Origin of the sequence: Sphingomonas turrisvirgatae (assembly GCF_001721295.1) — a bacterium.
Taxonomy (GTDB): Bacteria; Pseudomonadota; Alphaproteobacteria; order Sphingomonadales; family Sphingomonadaceae; genus Sphingomonas; species Sphingomonas turrisvirgatae.
The window spans coordinates 165527-185158 of sequence record NZ_MDDS01000024.1; the positions used below are offsets into that span (position 1 = coordinate 165527).

The 19632-nt window shown below is 67.2% G+C and carries 19 protein-coding genes; 10 read left to right on the forward strand and 9 right to left on the reverse strand.

Annotated elements, in window-relative coordinates; all coding sequences use genetic code 11:
• The first annotated feature begins 66 nt into the window (after positions 1-66).
• Positions 67-750 carry an EI24 domain-containing protein gene (locus BFL28_RS10630; RefSeq protein ID WP_069320525.1) on the forward strand — a complete coding sequence of 228 codons (684 nt, stop codon included), beginning with the start codon at positions 67-69 and terminating at the stop codon, positions 748-750.
• Positions 747-1121, forward strand: a complete 375-nt coding sequence (locus tag BFL28_RS10635; protein WP_069320526.1) for a hypothetical protein — start codon at positions 747-749, stop codon at positions 1119-1121. Before BFL28_RS10630 ends, BFL28_RS10635 begins: the two co-directional genes overlap by 4 nt.
• Here BFL28_RS10635 and queG read toward each other — a convergent pair.
• Complete coding sequence (queG, locus tag BFL28_RS10640; RefSeq protein WP_069320527.1) at positions 1096-2154, reverse strand: tRNA epoxyqueuosine(34) reductase QueG; 1059 nt, start codon at positions 2152-2154, stop codon at positions 1096-1098. The two genes, BFL28_RS10635 and queG, sit on opposite strands and share 26 nt — an antisense overlap.
• 54 nt (positions 2155-2208) lie before the next feature.
• Between queG and BFL28_RS10645 the strand changes: the two genes are divergently transcribed.
• The 5 genes from BFL28_RS10645 (at position 2209) to BFL28_RS10665 (ending at position 7225) form a co-directional block, all read left to right on the forward strand.
• On the forward strand, positions 2209-3132 hold the full coding sequence (locus BFL28_RS10645; protein WP_069320528.1) for an ABC transporter ATP-binding protein: 924 nt from the start codon (positions 2209-2211) through the stop codon (positions 3130-3132).
• Entirely contained in the window at positions 3129-4373 is a 1245-nt protein-coding gene (locus BFL28_RS10650; protein ID WP_069320529.1) for an ABC transporter permease, read from the forward strand. Before BFL28_RS10645 ends, BFL28_RS10650 begins: the two co-directional genes overlap by 4 nt.
• A gap of 36 nt (positions 4374-4409) precedes the next feature.
• Positions 4410-5639, forward strand: coding sequence for a cytochrome P450 (locus tag BFL28_RS10655; protein ID WP_069320530.1), 1230 nt, complete (start codon positions 4410-4412; stop codon positions 5637-5639).
• Positions 5640-5730: 91 nt separating this feature from the next.
• Positions 5731-6480 (forward strand): NUDIX hydrolase, encoded by a 750-nt coding sequence (locus BFL28_RS10660; RefSeq protein ID WP_069320531.1) that lies wholly within the window; start codon positions 5731-5733, stop codon positions 6478-6480.
• Between the two features lie 13 nt (positions 6481-6493).
• Positions 6494-7225, forward strand: coding sequence for an extensin-like domain-containing protein (locus BFL28_RS10665; RefSeq protein ID WP_069320532.1), 732 nt, complete (start codon positions 6494-6496; stop codon positions 7223-7225).
• 157 nt (positions 7226-7382) lie between these two features.
• Here the strand turns inward: BFL28_RS10665 and BFL28_RS10670 are convergent, their stop codons facing one another.
• A complete protein-coding gene (locus BFL28_RS10670; protein ID WP_069320533.1) occupies positions 7383-7934 on the reverse strand; it encodes a hypothetical protein in 552 nt (183 codons plus the stop codon).
• 351 nt (positions 7935-8285) lie between these two features.
• Between BFL28_RS10670 and BFL28_RS10675 the strand changes: the two genes are divergently transcribed.
• Positions 8286-8798 (forward strand): CHAP domain-containing protein, encoded by a 513-nt coding sequence (locus BFL28_RS10675; RefSeq protein WP_241527291.1) that lies wholly within the window; start codon positions 8286-8288, stop codon positions 8796-8798.
• Positions 8799-8912: 114 nt separating this feature from the next.
• Here the strand turns inward: BFL28_RS10675 and msrB are convergent, their stop codons facing one another.
• Positions 8913-9392: a peptide-methionine (R)-S-oxide reductase MsrB gene (gene msrB, locus BFL28_RS10680; protein ID WP_069320593.1), complete on the reverse strand. Its 480-nt coding sequence runs from the start codon at positions 9390-9392 to the stop codon at positions 8913-8915.
• Positions 9393-9544: 152 nt separating this feature from the next.
• Between msrB and manD the strand changes: the two genes are divergently transcribed.
• On the forward strand, positions 9545-10753 hold the full coding sequence (manD, locus tag BFL28_RS10685; protein ID WP_069320535.1) for a D-mannonate dehydratase ManD: 1209 nt from the start codon (positions 9545-9547) through the stop codon (positions 10751-10753).
• 59 nt (positions 10754-10812) lie between these two features.
• Positions 10813-11562: a FadR/GntR family transcriptional regulator gene (locus BFL28_RS10690; RefSeq protein WP_069320536.1), complete on the forward strand. Its 750-nt coding sequence runs from the start codon at positions 10813-10815 to the stop codon at positions 11560-11562.
• 28 nt (positions 11563-11590) lie between these two features.
• Here the strand turns inward: BFL28_RS10690 and BFL28_RS10695 are convergent, their stop codons facing one another.
• The 6 genes from BFL28_RS10695 to BFL28_RS10720 form a co-directional block, all read right to left on the reverse strand.
• Positions 11591-12547, reverse strand: coding sequence for a D-ribose ABC transporter substrate-binding protein (locus BFL28_RS10695; RefSeq protein ID WP_069320537.1), 957 nt, complete (start codon positions 12545-12547; stop codon positions 11591-11593).
• Positions 12547-13578, reverse strand: coding sequence for an ABC transporter permease (locus BFL28_RS10700; RefSeq protein ID WP_069320538.1), 1032 nt, complete (start codon positions 13576-13578; stop codon positions 12547-12549). The genes BFL28_RS10695 and BFL28_RS10700 overlap by 1 nt, the downstream gene beginning before the upstream one ends.
• Complete coding sequence (locus BFL28_RS10705; protein WP_069320539.1) at positions 13575-15086, reverse strand: sugar ABC transporter ATP-binding protein; 1512 nt, start codon at positions 15084-15086, stop codon at positions 13575-13577. Before BFL28_RS10705 ends, BFL28_RS10700 begins: the two co-directional genes overlap by 4 nt.
• A gap of 13 nt (positions 15087-15099) precedes the next feature.
• Positions 15100-15714 carry a DUF2291 domain-containing protein gene (locus tag BFL28_RS10710; RefSeq protein ID WP_069320540.1) on the reverse strand — a complete coding sequence of 205 codons (615 nt, stop codon included), beginning with the start codon at positions 15712-15714 and terminating at the stop codon, positions 15100-15102.
• 52 nt (positions 15715-15766) lie between these two features.
• Complete coding sequence (locus BFL28_RS10715) at positions 15767-16549, reverse strand: DeoR/GlpR family DNA-binding transcription regulator (protein ID WP_173655725.1); 783 nt, start codon at positions 16547-16549, stop codon at positions 15767-15769.
• Between the two features lie 110 nt (positions 16550-16659).
• The gene (locus BFL28_RS10720; RefSeq protein WP_069320541.1) at positions 16660-19524 is read right to left on the reverse strand and encodes a TonB-dependent receptor; all 2865 of its coding nucleotides are present in this window, start codon (positions 19522-19524) and stop codon (positions 16660-16662) included.
• Between the last annotated feature and the right edge of the window lie 108 nt (positions 19525-19632).

Consider the following 19632-nt stretch of genomic DNA (forward strand, 5'->3'; position numbering starts at 1 on the left):
AGGGGACGCGCCAGCGCGACGCAACCGCGTTGACTTGGCGGGCGGCGCTCCCCATCCCTGCCGGCGATGCTGAACGCGCTGTCCCTTTCGATCGGCCAGCTCGGCGACCGGCGCATCCTTGCGGTGCTCGCCAAGTCGCTGGCGCTCACGCTCGCGATCTTCGCGGCGCTGGGCGCGGCACTGGTATGGGGCGCGCGGCGCCTTGCAGCTGGCTGGTTTTCTGCGAGTGACGGGGTTGCCGACCTTGCCGGACTTGCCGCGCTGCTGCTCGCCATCCTGTCCGCCTGGCTGCTGTTCCGCGCCATTGCCATCGCGGTGGTCGGCCTGTTCGCTGACGAGGTGGTTCAGGCAGTGGAGGCGAAACATTATCCCGATCGGCTGGCGGGCGCGCGCGACCTGTCGTTCGCCCGCTCTGCCGCGATGGGGCTGCGCTCGGCGGGTCGCGCGCTGCTGGTGAACCTCGCTTTCGCGCCGATCTATCTGATCCTGCTGGTCACCGGCGTGGGTACGGCAGTCGCCTTCTTCCTCGTCAACAGCTGGCTGCTCGGCCGGGATCTGGGCGACATGATCGCGGTGCGGCACGTGCCGTCAGGGGATCTCAAGGACTGGCGCATGGCGACCCGGCTTTCCCGCTTGGCGCTGGGCGCGGCCGGAACCGCGCTGTTCTTCGTACCGCTTGCCAATTTCCTCGCCCCCGTGCTCGGCGCGGCGATGGCGACTCATCTGTTCCACCGGAGGACCGTCAAGTGAGAGTGATTGCCAGCGTAACGGCCATCTTGTTCCTGTCCGCCTGCGTCGGCGGCAATGGACCGCCGGTCGAACGCGCCGCGCCGCTGCCGGTGCCGCAGCCCGGCATGTCGGCGCTGACCGGCGTCCTGGGACAGAGCGCCGCCGGGCTAACCGCGCAATTCGGCAAGCCGCTGCTCGACATCAGCGAAGGGAGTGCGCGCAAGCTGCAGTTCGGCGGGCCGATCTGTGTGCTCGACGCCTATCTTTATCCGCCAAAGTCGGGACGCGGCGACCCGGTCGTGACCTTTGCCGAGACGCGGCAGCGCGACGGCAGGCCGATCGACCAGGCGAGCTGTGCCGCCGCGCTCAAGGCCGGGCGTTCGCGGCGCTGAGCTTGGCCAGCGCCCAAGCTGCTGCCTCGGCGACGACAGGGTCAGGGTCGGCGAGCAGCGCGCGGACCGGGCCGAGCAGCGCCGGGGACCCGCTGTTGCCCGCCGCGATCAGGCAGTTGCGCACAATCCGGTTGCGCCCGATCCGCTTGATCGGCGAGCCGGAGAAGACCTGCCGGAACCCGGCATCGTCGAGGGCGAGCAGATCGGTGAGTTCGGGCGCGGTCAGTTCGGCACGTGGGGCGAAGGCGAGGTTCGCGGCGGCGGCCTGTGCGAACTTGTTCCACGGGCAGACCGCGAGGCAATCGTCGCAGCCATAGATGCGGTTGCCGATCCCTTCGCGAAATTCGTGCGGGATGGGGCCTGAATGCTCGATGGTCAGATACGAGATGCAACGCCGCGCATCGAGCCGATAGGGCGCGGGAAAGGCGTCGGTCGGACAGGCGCGCTGGCAGGCGTCGCACGATCCGCACAGGTCGCGGCCCGGCCGGTCGGGGACCAGGTCCAGCGTCGTGTAGATGGCGCCGAGGAACAGCCAGCTGCCATGTTCGCGGCTGACCAGATTGGTGTGCTTGCCCTGCCACCCCAGCCCCGCCGCTTCCGCCAGCGGCTTTTCCATGACCGGCGCGGTGTCGACGAATACCTTTAGATCGCAGCCTGCCGCCTGCGCCAGCCAGCGGCCGAGCGCCTTCAGCGCCTTTTTCACCACGTCGTGATAGTCGCCGCCCTGCGCATAGACCGAGATGCGGCCATGCTCGCCTGCATCAGCCAGCGCCAGCGGATCGCTTGCCGGCGCATAGCTCATGCCGAGCGCGATGACGCTGCGCACGTCGGGCCACAGGCCTGCGGGCGCTTCGCGGTGATGCGCGCGCTCCTCCATCCAGATCATGTCGCCATGCCGCCCCTGCGCCAACCACTGCCGCAGCCGCTCGCCCGCCAGCGGCGCGGCGTCGGCGCGCGCGATGCCGCAAGCGACGAAGCCGAGTTCGGCCGCCTTTTCACGGATTTGCGCTTCGAGTGGCTTGCCGGAGTGCATCACCGCCCGCTACCACGGCTACCGAGCCAAGGGGAATGTCTGTTGCAGAGTGAAATGGCGGTCACCGCCAAGGGCCTGGTCAAGCGCTTCGGCGATCGGCGCGTGGTCGACGGCGTGGACATCGCGGTGCCCAAGGGCATGATCTATGGCGTGCTGGGCCCCAATGGCGCAGGCAAGACGACCAGCCTGCGCATCGTCCTCGGCATCATCGAACCCGATGGCGGCGAGCGCAGCGTGCTCGGCAATCCACGCCCGCGGGAAGTCAGCGATCAGGTCGGCTATCTGCCCGAGGAACGCGGCCTGTATCCCGGCATGAAGACGGTGCAGGCGATCGCCTTCATGGGCGCGCTGCGCGGCCTCGACTGGAAGACCGGGCGCAAGCGCGCGGTCGAGCTGATGGAAGCTGCCGGCCTGGGCCATGCGACCGACCAGAAGATCCGCAAGCTGTCCAAGGGCATGGCGCAGCTGGTTCAGCTGCTGGGATCGGTGGTGCATCAGCCCGACCTGCTGGTGCTGGACGAGCCGTTTTCGGGCCTGGACCCCGTCAACCAGGAGCGGCTGGAGAAGCTGATCCTGGCCGAGCGCGACCGCGGCGCGACGATCCTGTTCTCGACGCACGTCATGGCGCATGCCGAGCGGCTGTGCGACCGGCTGACGATCATCGCCGGCGGCAAGGTGCGGTTCGAGGGGACGGTTGCCGACGCGCGCGCGACGCTGCCGTTCAAGGCGCATTATGTGCCGCATTTCCCCAATGACGGCCTTCCCGCCCTGCTGCCAGCCGATGCGCTGCGAGAGGGCGACGGGTGGCGCTTCACGCTGCCGGACGAGGGGATCGAGGCGTTGCTGATCAAGCTGATCGAGGCAGGATACGGCATTTCGGGCCTGTCGATCGAGCGGCCGAGCCTGCACGATGTGTTCGTCAGGATCGTGGGGCGCGACGCGCTGGAACAAGGCGAGCGGACGGAGACGGCGGCATGAGCAACCTTGCGCGGCTGACCCGCCAGACCTTTACCATTGCACGCCGCGATTTCGTGGCGACGGTGTTCACCCCAACCTTTCTCCTGTTCCTGCTGGCGCCGCTGATGATGCTGGCGTTCGGCACGGTCGGCGGCATGGGCGCGGCGACCATGGCCAAAAGCGGCGGCGACAAGGTGCGCATCGTCGTGCTGGCGGAAGGCGAACGCGCGCGCACGCTCGCCGCGACCGACGCGCGCCTGCGCCGCATCTATCGCGAGCGCGAGCGGCCGCCGGTGCTGATCGCCGAAAAGCCGGCTGGCGACGTGGCCAAGCAGGCGCGCGCGCTGTTCGATTCAAAGGCGATCGAGGCGTCGGCGGTGCTGTATGGTCCGCTCGAGAAGCCGCAGATCCTTTATGGTCCGCAGGGAGACCGTAGCGCCGACTATCTGGCGCAGTTGGCCGAGCAGGGGTTGCAGGTCGAGAAGATCGGCAGCACGCAGGCGCTGAGCGAACCGACACGGATCGCCATCGCACGCAGCGGGACCACGGCGGGCGGCCAGGGGCAGGCAGCGTTCTTCACCGTGTTCGGCCTGTTCATGGTGTCGCTGTTGCTGGCCGGCCAGGTCGTCGGCACGATGGCGGAGGAACGGTCGAACAAGGTGATCGAGATCCTGGCGGCGGCCGTGCCGCTGGAAAGCGTATTCTTCGGCAAGCTGATCGGCATGTTCGGCGTCGCTTTGCTGTTCCTCACCTTCTGGGGCACGGTGGTGCTCAACATCGGCGCGTTCCTGCCGGTGAAACTCGCCACGGCACTTGGCGATGTCGGCGTCGCGGTGGGCATGCCGCTGTTCGTGCTCTTGTTCTTCGCCTATTTCGTGATGGCGTACATGCTGCTGGGCGCGGTGTTCCTTGGCATTGGCGCGCAGGCATCGACTCAGCGCGAGCTGCAGATGATGTCGCTGCCAATCACGATCTTCCAGGTCGCGATGTTCGGCTTCGCCTCGGCCGCAGCGGCAAGCCCCGACAGCTGGGTGGCGACCGCGGCCGAGCTGTTCCCGTTCAGCTCGCCCTTTGCCATGGCGGCGCGCGCGGCCAATTCGAGCGAGCTGTGGCGGCACGGCGCGGCGCTGGCATGGCAGGCGCTGTGGGTCGTGCTGACGGTGACGATCGCGGCGCGGCTGTTCAGGCGGGGCGTCTTGCAGTCGGGCTCTCCCAGGCTGTTTCGGCGCAGACGCGCCGCTGTTGACATCCCTGTCAGTTAAGCCACTCTCCCACGAAACAGATCGTGGGAGAGGGTTATGGCCAGCCTGGCAACGCATGGGGACGCGCATGTCGATCCGCTCGACGTGACGCGGCCCGAACTGTATCGCGACGACCGCTGGCACGAGCCGTTCCGGACGCTGCGCGCGACGGCGCCGGTTTATCGCTGCGAGGATTCGGCGTTCGGGCCTTATTGGTCGATCTCGGCCTACAAGCCGATCGTCGAGGTCGAGTCGCTGCCCGAGCTTTACTCTTCCCAGGCCGGCGGCATCACCGTCGCCGACCTGATGGAGGGCGACATCAAGATGCCGATGTTCATCGCGATGGACCGCCCCAAGCATACCGGCCAGCGCCGCACCGTGGCCCCCGCCTTCACCCCCAGCGAGATGCAGCGGATGCGCGCCGATATCGTGGCGCGGACGGCGGAAATCCTGGACGAGCTGCCGGTCGGCGAGACGTTCGACTGGGTCGATCGCGTGTCGATCGAACTGACCACGCAGATGCTGGCGATCCTGTTCGATTTTCCGTGGGCGGAACGGCGCAAGCTGACCTATTGGTCGGACTGGGCCGGGGATATCGAGATTGCCAAGGACCCAGTACGCAAGGAGGAACGCCGCCAGATCCTGTTCCAATGCGCGTCCGAGTTCGGCGCATTGTGGAACAGCAAGATCTGCAAGGATCCGACGCCCGACCTCATTTCGATGATGATCCATTCCGACGCGATGGCGGAGATGGACCAGATGGAGTTTCTGGGGAACCTGATCCTGCTGATCGTCGGGGGCAACGACACCACGCGCAATTCGATGTCGGCCTTTGCCTGGGGCCTCGAGCAATATCCCGATCAGCGCGCGAAGCTGGAAGCCGACGCGTCGCTGATCCCCAATGCGGTGCAGGAGATCATCCGCTGGCAGACCCCGCTCGCCCATATGCGGCGCACCGCGACCGCCGATGCCGAGCTGATGGGCCAGCAAATCCGCGCCGGGGACAAGCTTGCACTGTGGTACATCTCGGCCAATCGCGACGAGAGCATGTTCGAGCGGCCGGACGAGATCATCGTCGATCGCGCGAATGCCCGCCGCCACCTGGCGTTCGGCCATGGCATCCACCGCTGCGTCGGCGCGCGGCTGGCCGAATTGCAGATCGGCGTGCTGATGGAGGAAATGGCCAAACGCCGGCTGCGCGTGAACGTGACCGCCGAGCCGGAACGCGTCGCGGCGTGCTTCGTCCATGGCTACAAGCAAATGCAGGTCGAGTTGAGCCGGTATTGAGCATGCGTTTTCCGGCCCGGTCCCGTCAGCCGCGACGGCGGCGCGCGTCGGGCGGGTTTCGCACTGTCGCGCCATTCCCTACATCGGTCGGATGACCTCGACCGAGCCGCAGATCATCCCCGCCGCGACGGTCGTCATCCTGCGCGAGCGCAAGGCCGGCCCGCCCGAGCTGTTGATGGTCGAACGCGCGGCGGCAATGCGCTTTGCCGGCGGCGCGCTGGTGTTTCCCGGCGGGCGGATCGACCCGGGCGATCGCACGCTGGCAGGGCGTATCGGTGGCGATGTCGTCGAAGCGGCCGCGCGCATCGCGGCGATCCGCGAGACGATCGAGGAAGTGGGACTTCCCGTCGGGCTGAACGGCACGCATGACGTGAGCGCATTACGCAAGGCGCTGGCCGGCGGCGCGGCGCTGGGCGAATTGATCGAGCCGGAGGATCTGGCGCTCGACCATCTGGTGCCCTTTGCCCGCTGGATGCCCCATGCCGGAGTTACGCACCGCATCTTCGACACGCGCTTCTATCTCGCCCGGCTGCCCGACGACGCGCCGGAACCGCGCCCCGATGGCGGCGAGAGCGTGCGGCTGTTGTGGGCCAGCGCGGCGCAGGTGCTGGCAGAGGCCGATGCGGGGCGCGCGCAGATCATTTTTCCGACGCGGCGCAACCTGGAGCGGCTGGCGCAGCTGGGCAGCTTTGCCGAAGCGGTCGCCCACGCCCGTGCGCATCCCGTCGAGACGATCACGCCGTGGATCGAGGAGCGCGGCGGCGTGCGGCAGCTGTGCATTCCCGAGGGGCTGGGTTATCCGGTGACGTCGCAGCCCGCCGGCGAAGCCCTGCGCGGATGAGGGCCCTGCGCTGATGAAGGCGCTGCGCGGTGCCATCGGGGCGGTCGTCGTCGCCGGGCTGCTGCTGACGCTGGCGCTGGCGCTCTATGCACTGGGCAAGAGCCGGCCGCAGGACCTGCCCTGGACGCCGGTCGACCTGTCGCAGCCGGTGGGCATGTTCACCGCGCGCAAGCTGGCGGCGCTGGGCGACGATTTCCCCGCCTGCCGCGAGGCACTGGACAAGGCGGGGGTGCGCTACACCGCGCTGCCGCCGCTGAGCGAAGGCGATCAGTGCGGCTATGCCGATGCGGTGCGATTTCGGCCGGGCGGGGCGCGGCAGATCGGCTTCGCGCCGCGCGACCTGGGCGTCGCCTGCCCCGTCGCGGCGGCGCTGAGCATGTGGGAATGGGAGAGCGTGCAGCCGGCGGCGCAGCGCCATTTCGGCCAGCGCGTGCGCGAGATCGAGCATTTCGGCAGCTATAACTGCCGGCGCATGTACAATCGCGAAGGCGCGAGCTGGAGCGAACATGCCAGCGCCGACGCAGTGGACATCGCAGCGTTCCGGCTGGCGGACGGGACGCGCATCACGCTGGTCGGCGACTGGGACGACAAGGGATCGAAGGGCCGTTTCCTGCGCGACGTGCGCGAAGGCGCGTGCGGCGTGTTCGCGACGGTGCTGTCGCCGGACTATAATGCGGCGCATCGCGATCATTTCCACTTCGACCAGGCGGATCGTGGGACGATGGGGTGGCGAGCGTGCCGGTGAGCGGCGGGTGCGGCAGAGGAAGAGATGGTTCGCGCTAAGGCGCTAAGGCGCGAAGCAAGAGGAATTGTTTCACGCGGAGGCGCGGAGGGGAAGGAACCGCCTGAGATCCCGGCTTTCGCCGGGATGACGGGAGGGGCGGCTTCACCCCCGGCGGAGATCAGCCCGGCATCGGCTCCGCGCCGACCTTTTCCACCCATTGCGGGTAGAAGGCCGGCTGGCGGTTGGACCAGCCCGAGGCGGTGGCGGCGGCTTCGCTGATCGACTGAAGCAGCTTGCGGCGCAGGTCGGGATGGAGATGCGGCAGCGCGGCGGCGGCGCAGAAGGCGGCCGGCAGCCAGGGGCGCGCCTCGGCCCCGATCAGCCGTTCGTAGAGAAAGCGGTATGCCGAGAAGCTGATGAGCCGGCCCTGCCCCAGATCGAACGCGGTCAGCATGATGAGCGGCGCCATGAACGGCTCCATCGCATCGAGCCCGCTGTCTTCGGGGATCAACGCACGGATTTCGGGCAGGCGGTCGTACATATGCGCCTGGGCGCGGATGCTGGCGGTTTCGACCGTATCGCGCGACCAGCGCTCCATGGCATCGGTGCGATCGAGGCCGACATCGAGCGAACGGCGGATATAGCGCTGAGTCGCTGCGCTGAACCCGGCGAATTCCTTCATCTCAGCAAGGGTCATTGCCCCCTCGGCCGGCTTACTCCTCGCGCTCATTCTCCAACACTCCCACCCCACATGGTTGCCCGGCAGCATCGCCGGCAACAGCGATGATGCGCCCCGATGGTTAACGCGCCCCTTAACGCCGCGTTGGCCACCGTTCAGATGGAATCATGAAAGCTGCTGCGTTGCAACATGGCTTGCGACGAACCGTCATCGGCCTGTCGTATCCGTCGGGGCATCGCTTTTCCTGAACAAACTGTCAGTCACCGACGCGATCGAACGGTTCATCCTATAACCGCCGCCGCGGGGTTTTGGCGCGGGAACCATTCTGCCAACAGCCGATCACGAGATTCGGGGTCGGGACTTTTCATGACTTTCACTTCGTTGACAGCGCGATTCGCGCTGATGGCCGCGCTTTGCCTGGCGACGATCGCACCGGCAAATGCCCAGTTCTGGCAGTGCGCGCCCTATGCCCGGATGATCTCCGGCGTGCAGATCTTCGGCAATGCCCACACCTGGTGGAGCCAGGCCGCAGGCCGGTACGAGCGCGGCAGCGAGCCGGTCGAAGGTTCGGTGATGTCGTTCGCGGCATCGGGCAAGATGCGCCTGGGCCATGTCGCCATGGTATCAAAAGTGCTGAACGACCGCGAAGTGCTGCTCACCCACGCCAACTGGTCGCGCCGTGGCGGCGTCGAGAAGAATGTGATCGCGGTCGATGTGTCGGAGCGTGGCGACTGGAGCCGCGTAAAGGTGTGGTATGCAAGCAATGGCGGGCTCGGCACCTCGACCTATCCGGTCAACGGCTTCATCTATGCCGGCAAGGCGCCCAAGGTGGAGCGTGAGGACACGCTGCCGCAGGTGACGATCGCCTATGTCGACCTGACGAAGTTTGGGATTGAGACGTCGCTGCAGAAGTAAGGGCGGGATCTCCAGCCCGGCAAAGCTGGAACCTCGTGCAGCTTCTGACCGGCACCATCGCCTGAGATCCCGGCTTTCGCGGGGATGATGGCTATGGGCTGCCCCGATATCGGATCAGCCTGTCGCCGCCCGGAAGATCATCGCCACGCCGTTCATGCAATAGCGCTTGCCCGTCGGCGGCGGGCCGTCGTCGAAGACGTGACCCAGATGCCCGCCGCAGCCGCGGCAGACCACTTCGACGCGGCGCATCAGCAGGCTGGTATCGATGCGCGTGCGCACCGCATTGCGCAGCGGGGCGTAGAAGCTGGGCCAGCCGGTGCCGCTTTCGAACTTCGTGCGCGAGTGGAACAGCGGCAGGCCGCAGCCCTTGCAGCCGAACAGGCCGGCGCGCTTTTCCTTGTCGAGCGGACTTGAGCCCGGGCGTTCGGTGCCCTGTTGCCGCAGCACGCGATAAGCTTCGGGCGCGAGACGCGCGCGCCATGCGGCATCGCTGCGCGTGACTTCGAACGGCTGGGCCGCGGCGAGCGACGGCGCGAGCGCGAGCCAGCTTGCCGCGCTGCCCGCTGCGGCGGCGATCAGGGTCCGGCGGTTCATCGACGCTCCTTCCATGCGGATCGAATATGGGAGTGGCCGGCGCGAGGCGAAAGGCCGAGCGCAGATGAAACCCGGCACGCGAACTGGCCTGACCAATTTGTTGATTTGTCAGTCATCCTGACCTAGGCTGCCTGGAACATCGAGGAGCCGTCATGAAGATCACCGCCGCCCGCGTCATCGTCACTTGTCCGGGACGCAATTTCGTCACGCTGAAGATCGAGACCGATCAGGGTGTCTATGGCATTGGCGACGCGACGCTGAACGGGCGCGAGCTGCCGGTCGTCTCGTATCTTGAGGACCATGTCGCGCCGTGCCTGATCGGCATGGACCCGCGGCGGATCGAGGATATCTGGCAATATCTCTATCGCGGCGCGTACTGGCGTCGCGGGCCGGTGACGATGCGCGCGATCGCGGCGGTCGACGTGGCATTGTGGGATATCAAGGCCAAGATGGCGGGCATGCCGCTGTACCAGTTGCTCGGCGGCCGCTCGCGCGAGGGCGTGATGGTCTATGGTCATGCCAATGGGTCGGACATCGCCGAGACGGTCGACGCGGTCGGCCAATATATCGACATGGGGTACAAGGCGATCCGCGCGCAGACCGGCGTGCCGGGGATCAAGGACGCGTACGGGGTCGGGCGCGGCAAGCTCTATTACGAGCCGGCCGACGCCGCCCTCCCCTCCGTCACCGGCTGGGACACGCGCAAGTCACTGAACTATGTGCCCAAGCTGTTCGAGAAGCTGCGCGCGACCTATGGCTTCGACCATCACCTGCTGCATGACGGCCACCACCGCTATACGCCGCAGGAAGCCGCGAACCTGGGCAAGATGCTGGAGCCGTATCAGCTGTTCTGGCTGGAGGACGTGACGCCGGCGGAGAATCAGGAAGCGTTCAAGCTGATCCGCCAGCACACCGTCACCCCGCTGGCGGTGGGTGAGATCTTCAACACGATCTGGGATGCCAAGGACCTCATTCAGAACCAGCTGATCGACTATATCCGCGCGACGATCGTCGGCGCTGGCGGCGTGACGCATCTCAGGCGCATTGCGGACCTGGCGAGCCTGTATCAGATCCGCACCGGCTGCCACGGCGCGACCGACCTGTCGCCGGTGACGATGGGCACGGCGCTGCACTTCGACACCTGGGTGCCCAATTTCGGCATCCAGGAATATATGCGGCACAGCGAAGAGACCGACGCGGTCTTCCCGCACGACTATCACTTCGCCGATGGCGAGCTGTTCTGCGGCGAGACGCCGGGGCATGGCGTCGATATCGACGAGGCGCTGGCCGCGAAATATCCCTACAAGCCGGCGTACCTGCCGGTCGCGCGGCTGGAAGACGGCACGATGTGGAACTGGTGAGGCGCGCTCGCCCCGGCCCGCCGCTTTGCGCGCTGGCGGGTTGGCGCTAAGCAGCAGCGATGACGCCCCCGCAGAAACTCTACCAGCGCATCGCCGACCAGATCGCGGGCGACATCGCGGCGGGGCGCTATGCCCCCGGCAGCCGCCTGCCCGCCGAGCGCGACCCGGCCGAGACGTTTGCGGTCAGCCGCCCGACAGTGCGCGAGGCGATGATCGCGCTGGAGATTCGCGGGCTGGTCGGCGCGCGCAAGGGTTCGGGCATCTATGTCGCGAGCCCCTTGCCCGGGACAGCCGGGCCGTCGCCCGAGCTGGACGTCGGCGCATTCGAACTGATCGAGGCGCGGACCTTGTTCGAGAGCGAGGCGGCGGCGTTGGCGGCAGCAGCGATCGACGAGGCGCAGCTGAGCGAACTGCGCGCGCTGCTGACCCAGATGGATGCCCATGACGAAGCCGGCGACGATCTGGCGGCGGACCGGCGGTTCCACATGATCATCGCCGAGGCGACGGGGAACAGCCTGGTGGCGTCGGCGGTCGCGCAGCTGTGGGACGTACGCGAGCAGTCGCCGCTGTGCGTCCATATGTTTGCGCAGGCCCGCCGAGTTGGCGTGACGCCGCGCGCGAACGAGCACCAGCTGGTCGTCGACGCACTCGCAGCGCGCGACCCGCAACGCGCGCGTGAGGCGATGCGCGCCCATCTGCGCCGCGTGACCGACGACCTGCTCGAAGCGACCAAGCTGGACCTGATCCAGAAGGCGCAGGCTGACTATGCCGCGCAGCGCGAGCGGGTGACGGCGCGGACGGGGGTTTAAGGGCGCCCAATCCGCAAACGCGGATCGATCAGGGGCGCAGGGCGAAGTCGCGGAGCCGCCCGGCGTTCGCGCGAGTGATCAGGAAACATTCCATCAGCTGCTTCTCACGCAAGCCGGTCGAGCCGGTTCTGAGATATTTGTCGGCGAGTTCGACGGCATATTCCGATTGACGCGCGGCCGGTTGAAGCACGGTCGCCAGCATCTTGCCCGCGAGAATTGCGTCGCGTGCGTCGTTCGAGCCGTCGAAGCCGACCACGATCACGTCGCGCCGGCCCGCGCTTTCCAGCGCGGCGATCGCGCCCAGCGCCATCGTGTCGTTGCCGGCGATCACGCCCTTGACCCGCGGATGAGCCTGAAGGATCGACTGCATGACGTTGAACGCCTGCGCCTGATCCCAGTTGGCGCTTTGCCGCGAAACCATCTTCAGTCCGGGATACCGGTCGAGCACCGAATGATAGCCTTTCGAGCGGATCACGGCGTTGGTATCGGATTCCTTGCCGACCAGTTCGGCATAGTCGCCGGTGCCGCCCATCGCCTCGGCGAACTGTTCGGCCCCCAGCGTCGCGCCCTGATAGTTGTTCGACACGATCTGCGCGACGGCAGCGCCGCGCGTCGAGATTTCGCGGTCGATGAGGAAGGACGGGATGCCCGCCGATTTGGCCTTGAGCACCGCCGCGACACTGGCGTCGGCACCGGCATTGTCGAGGATGATCGCCGCGGCATTGCGCGCGATCGCCGTCTCGATGAGATCGCTCTGCTTGAACGCGTCGTCGCCGTGCGAGAAGGACAGCGTCTGATAGCCCAGCGACTGTGCCCGCGCGGCAGCCGCCCGTGCCTCCTGCCCGAAGAACGGGTTGTCGAGCGAGGGGGTGATGATGACCATGAGCTTCGAAGCCGACCCGGTCGGGCGCGTGGCGAGCAACGCCGCCACGCCAATGGCGAGCAGGGCCATGGCGGCGATCGCCAGCCATTTGGAACACAGCATCACTTGGCACCTCCCGGCTGCATGCGCGTCTGGAGCCGGTCGAGCATCACCGCGCCGACGATCACCGCGCCCTTGATTACCATCTGCCAGAATTCACTGATGCCCATCATCACCATGCCGTCGTTGAGCACGCCGATGACGCAGGCGCCGATCAGCGTCCCGCCGATGGTGCCGCGCCCGCCGGCCAGCGAAGCACCGCCCAGCACGACGGCGGCAATGGCGCTCAACTCGAACGTCTCGCCCGAGGCCGGATGCGCGGCGACCAGATCGGACGCGACGATCAGCCCGACCAGCGCCGCGCACGCGCCGGAAATGACATAGACCCAGACCTTGATGCGGTTGACGCGGACGCCGGACAGAAAGGCCGCGCGCTCGTTCCCGCCCACGGCATAGACGCGCCGGCCGAACAGCGTCGATCCGGCAATGAACGCCGCCAGTCCGCCGACCAGCACCAGCAGCAACACCGGCACCGGCACGCCGAGCAGCCGCCCCGCGCCGAGCAGCGGGAAGCCTTCATTACCGAAGGCGGGATTGCCGACCAGGTTGGGGAAGGTCGCACCGTCCGACAGCAGCAGCGCGGCGCCGCGCGCGACATAGAGCATGCCGAGCGTGGCGATGAACGGCGCAACGCCGAAGCGCGTGACCAGCAGGCCATTGGCCGCCCCGACAAGGGCACCGAGGCCCAGGACCAGCAGGATGATGAGCGGCACGCTGGGGAACACGACCACGCCGAACAGCCCCAGTTCGATGCCGTTGAGGATCAATGCGCCGGCGACGATTCCCGCCAGCCCCGCGATCGAGCCGACCGACAAGTCGATCCCGCCGGTCAGCACGACGAAGGTCATGCCGATGCCGAGGATCGCGATGATCGCGATATGCTTGGCCATGATCACGGCGTTGGCGAGCGACAGGAAGTTGGGCGTCATCACCGAGAAGAAGACGACCACCACCGCCAGCGCGACGAGCGCGCGCAGCTTGATCAGCAGGTCGATTGCGCTGCGTTGCGGGGACGCGGCTTGAACGGCGGTCATGCGGCTACTCCATCGCCGGCCGGGCGCGGATTCGCGGCCTGTGCCAGCACCTGTTCGGTGGTTTCATCGGCGCGCAGGTCGGCGGTGAGCCGCCCCCCTGCCATCACCAGGATGCGGTCGGCGAAGCTGCTCGCTTCGGCGAGGTCGGAGGTCGAGAACAGCACCGCCATCCCCTCCCCCGCCAGCACGCGGAGCGCTTCGAACATGTCGGTGCGCGCGCCGACGTCGATGCCGCGGCCCGGCTCGTCGAGCAGCAGCACTTTGGGTCCGGGCAGCAGCGAGCGGCCGATCAGCACCTTTTGCTGGTTGCCGCCCGACAGCGCGCCGATGGGCTGCATTGGCGAGGCGGTCTTGATGCCGAGCCGCCGAACCGCGCCCGCCGCCTCGTCCAGTTCGTCGCGCGGCACGATCCGGCCGATGCGACTGAACCGCGCAAGGATCGAGAGGGTGAGATTGGGCGCGACGGCGAGGTTGGCGAAAATGCCCTCGCCCTGCCGATCCTCGGGTACGAACTGGACGCCATGAGCGAGGCGATCGGGCAGCGGCAGCGCGGCAAGATCGCGGCCGGCGACAAGGATCGCGCCGCTGGCGGGACGCGCGCCGCACACCGCCTCAAGCAACTCGGTGCGGCCGGCGCCGAGCACGCCATAGATGGCGGTGACTTCGCCGGCGCGGACCTCGAGACCGGGTTCGTCCACGGCGAGACCGCCGCTGGCGCGGGGCACGCGCAGGTCACGGATCGCCAGCACCGGATCGCCCGCCTGCATCGCGCGGCGCACGATGGGTGCGCGCGCTTCGCCGAGCATGCGATCGACGATCCAGGCGACCGAGAAGTCGCCGCGCGCGGCGTGGGCGACGCGCTCGCCATCGCGCAGGACGGTGACATAGTCGCCGATCTGCTCGATCTCCTGCATGCGGTGCGAGATATAGACGATCGCGACGCCGGCGGCCTTCAGCTCCGCGATGACACGGAACAGCTGCTCGATCTCGACCGCGCTCAATGCCGAGGTGGGTTCATCGAGGATCAGGACCGAGACATCGCGCGCCAGGGCGCGGGCGATCTCGACCAGCTGGCGCTCGCCCATGCGCAGGTCGCGCACGCAGGTATCCGGATCGATGCCGGAGCCGAGGCGCGCGAGCAGGGCGGCGGCACGATCCCGCTCGGCCCGGCGATCGACCACGCCGCCACGCCGCGCGCCGTGGTCGACAAAGATGTTCTCGCTGACGCTCAAGTTCACGCATAGGCTGAGTTCCTGATGCACGATGCCGATGCCGAGCGCGGCGGCATCGCGGATCGACCCCAGCCGGACGGGCACGCCATCGACCAGCAGCTCGCCGGCATCGGGCGTCTCGACCCCCGCGACGATGCGCATCAGCGTCGACTTGCCCGCGCCATTCTCACCGATCAGCACATTGACCGCGCCGGCATGCGCGTCGAAATCGACGCCCCTGAGCGCGCGCACGCGGCCATAGCGGCGCTCGATCCCCCTGGCGGCGACCTTGATCATCGCGCGGCCCTGCTCAACGTTCGATCCGCTCGATCGCGAGCGGGGTGACGCGCAAGGTCGCGCCGGGTTGCGCCAGCGTCACGACGCCGAGGACATTCACTCGCTCGCCGGGCCGCAGCCGGGCCAGCGCCGGCCCGACCCCGGCAATCGCGCGGTCGGTCAGCCCCTGCCCGACCTCGGCAAAGGCAATCTGGTCGGGAAAGTCGTCGAAATTGACGGCAGGGATTGCGTCGCGGATGGCGGTGCCGGACACCACCGGACCGGTCTGAACCTCGATATCGCCGGCCGGCCCAGCGATGACCAGCGCCCCACGCGGCCGATCGCGCGCGATGCTCTTCACGACGCCCGAAGCCTGAGTCACGAACGTCCAGGGCGACCCTTCGCCCGCGCGGGTGCCGCGCGTCTTGCCGAGCTCATCGAGCTTGCCCGCCTGCAACGTTTCGAGCGGGACGGCGCGGGCGCGCAGTTCGCTGATCGTTTCGGGCGTCCACAGCCCGGCGACATAGGCGGTGGCGTCGAACTGACCGCCATGCGCATCGCGGATGCGGCGTGCCTCTTCCACCGGAACCACGGTGCATGCGCCGAGCGCCACGACCAGCGACAGCGTCGCTGCAGTTCGCCATGCCATTCGCCGCATCCGTCCCCTTTCCTGCCGGCATCGCGCCGGCGGCTGCCTGCGCTCAGACCACCGTCAACTTAAGCCCGGACGCTTCGAGCGCCTGGGCGTCGGCATCGGCGATGCCGTCGTCGGTGATGAGCATGTGAATCCGGTCGATGCCGCAAAGGCTGGTGAACGAGCGCCGGCCGATCTTGCTTGAATCCGCGACCAGCACGACCTGTTCGGCCGAGGCGATCATCGCACGCTTGACCGAGATGTCGGCAAGCGCAGGATAGGTGAGCCCCGCGTCGATCGAAACCGCGGCGGTCGCCAGAAACAGCTTCTGGACATAGAGCCCTTCGAAATATTGCGCCGACTTGTCGCCACTGAGCGAGAGGGTCGGCGCCTTGAAATGCCCGCCGGGCATATGGACGTCGCACGACGGCAGCGCGCCCAGCATCAGCGCGATGTTAAGCGCGTTGGTGATGACGGTCAGCCGTTCGCGCTCCATGAGGTTGGCGGCGACTTCAGTGGTGGTGGAGCCGGAATCAAGGATGATCGTCTCGCCATCCTCGACCAGCGCGGCGGCGGCGGCACCGATGCGGCGTTTTGCCTCCATATTGACCAGGTGATGCAGCGCCATGGCGCGCACCTGTTGCTGCGCCGAACGCAGATAGGCGCCGCCATGCTCGCGCACGATATGCCCGTCCGCCTCGAGCCGTTCGAGGTCCTGACGGATCGTCACGTCCGACACCGAAAAGGCGTCGGCGAGCGCGCGCACCCGCGCGCTGCCCTCTTCCTGGATCCACTCCAGGATCTTTTGCCGCCTGGCCCGCGACAAGATGTTCGAGCTGCCCCGCGCCATCGATCTTCCCTCCGTCTGCGCGCCTGGGATGGCGGCAAGGGACGACGGATACAAGCCGGCAGCCCGCGCGCGCCGCGAAGGTTCGTCGACGCGCACGGGCTTTGTGCCGCTCAGAAGCCGACGCGCACGCCGGCGGTGATCGTCCGCCCGACGCCGAACAGGGTCAGCATGCGGTCCGATGCAACATCGGCGAAGCGATCCTGCTTTTCGTTAGTAAGGTTGATGCCTTCCAGCGAGAGCGTGAGGAAGTCGGTCACCTTGTAGCTGATCGACGCATCGAAATAGAGCGATTCATTGGTGCCTTCGAACACGTTGCCGGTGCCGCTGGGGCCGACGACGAACGGGCTGCGATAGGCGCCCGACACACGCGCGCTGAGCTTCGAATCCTCATAGTAGAGCGTGCCGTTGGCCGAGCGCTTGGACAGGTTATAGAGCTGACCCGGCAGCGCGGCGACGTTGGTGAGCGGAACCGCACCGGCAGCGTTGACGGTGGTGCCCGGCCCCTGCACGCTATAGTCAGCGCTGGACGACACGAAGGTCGCGTTGGCGATCACGCCGAAGTTCTTGAGGAAGCCCGGCAGGAACCACAGCGGCGTCTGGAAGGCGACTTCGAACCCGTCGATCTTGGCGCCGGTGCCGTTGACGATCGAGGCGATCGTCCAGGGCGCACCCTCGACATTGGTGGCAGCGGGTGAGCTGGGGTTGATGATCGAGGTCGGCAGCCCGGTCGACGCATAGGTGCCGGTCGTGCTGCGCGCGATCGGGAAGCTCTGCACGTCCTTCTTGAAATAGGCGACCGAGAACAGTGCCTGGGGGCGGAAATACCATTCGATCGCAAGGTCGTAGGACGAAGCGCGATAGGGATCGAGGAACGGGTTGCCGAAGCTGACGCGATAGTTGAAGCCGTCGACCGAGCCGCCGGGCGTCAGGTCGCCCAGTTCAGGCCGCGTCATCACTTCGGATGCAGCGGCGCGGATCACGACATTCTCGATCGGGGTGAGCGAGAAGTTGAACGCGGGCAGCCAATCCTCGTAATCGCGGTCGATCGTGACGACGGTGCCGCTGTTGTAGCCGCGCGAATTCTGGTCGGTGCGCGCGTAGCGGATGCCCGCATTCACCGAATAATCCATGCCGAACATCTGGCCGCTGGCGTCGAACTGCAGGAACGCGCCCTTGGTCTCTTCGATGACCCCACGCGTGCCGCCTTCGTTGAGGCGCGGCGTGATGCCATAGAGGTTGGTGTAGGCGGCGGCGGCCGGCAGGTTGGCGACCAGCCACGAGGTCGTCGTGCCCGGCGCGGCGTTGGCCGAAGCCGGCAGATTGTAGAGCGAGGCGAGCGCCGAGGTGACCTGATAGCCATAGACGGCGCTGGGGCCGAACACCGAGGTCGGTGTGCAGGTGACCGTTCCCAGCACCACGTCGCGCGTCGGCGTGTTCACCGACGGGCAGATCACGGTGTTGCGGTCCGAACCGACGCGATCGAATTCATAGCGGCGATAGAAGCCGCCGCCGCTGACCTTGAAGTCTTCGGTCACCTGCCATTCCGCAGAGCCGGAGAAGGTGCGGAACTTGTTATCGACGCGCGAAAGGCTGTCGCGAATCTCGGTGATCTGGAAGCTGGCCGGATCGGTGACGCTGGTGCCGAACGCGATCACCGGGCGGCGCATGTCGGTATAGTCGTACTTGAAGCCCTGCGCGTCACGATCGTCGAACATGATCGCGGTTTCGCGCGGCACATCGCTGGTCGATTTGGACAGGCCGGCGAGCAGGTGGACGCGGAAGCTGTCGGAGAATTCATGGTCGAGCTTGCCGCTCAACTGGTAGAATTCGGTGTTCATGTCGCGCTGATAATGTTCGGTGCGGACCCAGGCGTCATTGAACGTGCCGGTGACCATCGTGCGGTTGGGCACGCCGCTGAGCGAGGACGCTTCGTCGCGGACGGTGAAGTTCACGACGTCGACCGCGCGTTCGTTGCCGCGGAACAGCACTTCGGCGGTCTGGAAGTCCTGAAGCTCGTCGAACTTGGAATAGAGCGCGTCGATCGACAGCTTCGTGCGCTCGGTCGGGGCAAGCTGGAAGCTGCCGGTGACACCCAGCCGCTCGCGATAGCGGCGATCGTCGACATAGCGCGGAATGCGCGGGTGGAAGGCGAGCGCGGCCTGGTTGCAGATCGCACTCGGCACATAGCTGCCGCCGCGATTGGGCGTGGTCCAGCACGGCGTGCCGTTCACCGAGTCGAAGGTCGATTGCGCCCAGCGCACGGTGTCGTGGCCGGTTTCCTGCGAATAGGTCTTGGAATAGGCGACCGAGACGTTCGCGCCCCACACGCCCGACGGCGCCTTGTACGAGATAAGGCCGGCGACGCGCGGCTTCACCTTTTCGGTATTGCTGTTGTACACGCCCTGCGCGTTGAGCGCGACGGTTAGGCCATGCTTGCCCGCCAGCGGATTGCCGGTGTTGAGGTCGACCACCGCACCAAGCGAGCCTTCGTCGAGCGAGGCTTCATAGCTTTTGTGCACGACCAGGCTGTTGAACAGTTCGGACGCGAAGATGTTGAAGTCGAACGAGCGGCTGGCATTGTCCGCGCCGGCGGCGATGGTCTGCAGGCCATTGAGGCGGACCGCGGTGAACTGCGCGCCCAGGCCGCGGACCGAGATGCGACGCCCCTCGCCGCCCTGGCGTTCGATCGCGACGCCGGGAATGCGCTGAAGCGATTCGGCGAGGTTCTGGTCGGGGAACTTGGCGATATCCTCGGCAACGATGGCGTCGACCAGCGAGGCGGACGAGCGCTTGACCTCAAGCGCCTGGTTGAGCGAGCTACGGAAGCCGGAGACGACGATCTCACCCTCGGCCGCCTGCTCCTCGGCCGTCGGGCCTTCCTGGGCATGCGCGGCATTGGCCATCGCCAGCGCCATGGTAAGCGCCGATGCGGTCGCCAGGCGCGCGCGGTTCGACAACAAGTTCCGATAAGCCATCGAGCACCTCCCCCAATCCGGCCCTGCGGGCCTGTCGTGATACGAACAGCGCATGCTGCCACGGCCGTCATTGCGACCGGTGTCATCGGTACGCCCGGCGCAGGCGAC

Excerpts from the sequence above, each read along its gene's own strand:
- BFL28_RS10675 (WP_241527291.1), top strand. The coding sequence starts at position 8,286 with ATGGCCGCGCTTTGCCTGGCGACGATCGCACCGGCAAATGCCCAGTTC.
- BFL28_RS10720 (WP_069320541.1), bottom strand. The coding sequence starts at position 19,524 with ATGGCTTATCGGAACTTGTTGTCGAACCGCGCGCGCCTGGCGACCGCA.
- BFL28_RS10690 (WP_069320536.1), top strand. The coding sequence starts at position 10,813 with ATGACGCCCCCGCAGAAACTCTACCAGCGCATCGCCGACCAGATCGCG.
- BFL28_RS10695 (WP_069320537.1), bottom strand. The coding sequence starts at position 12,547 with ATGCTGTGTTCCAAATGGCTGGCGATCGCCGCCATGGCCCTGCTCGCC.
- msrB (WP_069320593.1), bottom strand. The coding sequence starts at position 9,392 with ATGAACCGCCGGACCCTGATCGCCGCCGCAGCGGGCAGCGCGGCAAGC.
- manD (WP_069320535.1), top strand. The coding sequence starts at position 9,545 with ATGAAGATCACCGCCGCCCGCGTCATCGTCACTTGTCCGGGACGCAAT.
- BFL28_RS10655 (WP_069320530.1), top strand. The coding sequence starts at position 4,410 with ATGGCCAGCCTGGCAACGCATGGGGACGCGCATGTCGATCCGCTCGAC.
- BFL28_RS10665 (WP_069320532.1), top strand. The coding sequence starts at position 6,494 with ATGAAGGCGCTGCGCGGTGCCATCGGGGCGGTCGTCGTCGCCGGGCTG.
- BFL28_RS10645 (WP_069320528.1), top strand. The coding sequence starts at position 2,209 with ATGGCGGTCACCGCCAAGGGCCTGGTCAAGCGCTTCGGCGATCGGCGC.
- BFL28_RS10670 (WP_069320533.1), bottom strand. The coding sequence starts at position 7,934 with ATGAGCGCGAGGAGTAAGCCGGCCGAGGGGGCAATGACCCTTGCTGAG.
- BFL28_RS10650 (WP_069320529.1), top strand. The coding sequence starts at position 3,129 with ATGAGCAACCTTGCGCGGCTGACCCGCCAGACCTTTACCATTGCACGC.
- BFL28_RS10705 (WP_069320539.1), bottom strand. The coding sequence starts at position 15,086 with ATGATCAAGGTCGCCGCCAGGGGGATCGAGCGCCGCTATGGCCGCGTG.
- BFL28_RS10630 (WP_069320525.1), top strand. The coding sequence starts at position 67 with ATGCTGAACGCGCTGTCCCTTTCGATCGGCCAGCTCGGCGACCGGCGC.
- BFL28_RS10660 (WP_069320531.1), top strand. The coding sequence starts at position 5,731 with ATGACCTCGACCGAGCCGCAGATCATCCCCGCCGCGACGGTCGTCATC.
- queG (WP_069320527.1), bottom strand. The coding sequence starts at position 2,154 with ATGCACTCCGGCAAGCCACTCGAAGCGCAAATCCGTGAAAAGGCGGCC.
- BFL28_RS10715 (WP_173655725.1), bottom strand. The coding sequence starts at position 16,549 with ATGGCGCGGGGCAGCTCGAACATCTTGTCGCGGGCCAGGCGGCAAAAG.
- BFL28_RS10710 (WP_069320540.1), bottom strand. The coding sequence starts at position 15,714 with ATGGCATGGCGAACTGCAGCGACGCTGTCGCTGGTCGTGGCGCTCGGC.
- BFL28_RS10700 (WP_069320538.1), bottom strand. The coding sequence starts at position 13,578 with ATGACCGCCGTTCAAGCCGCGTCCCCGCAACGCAGCGCAATCGACCTG.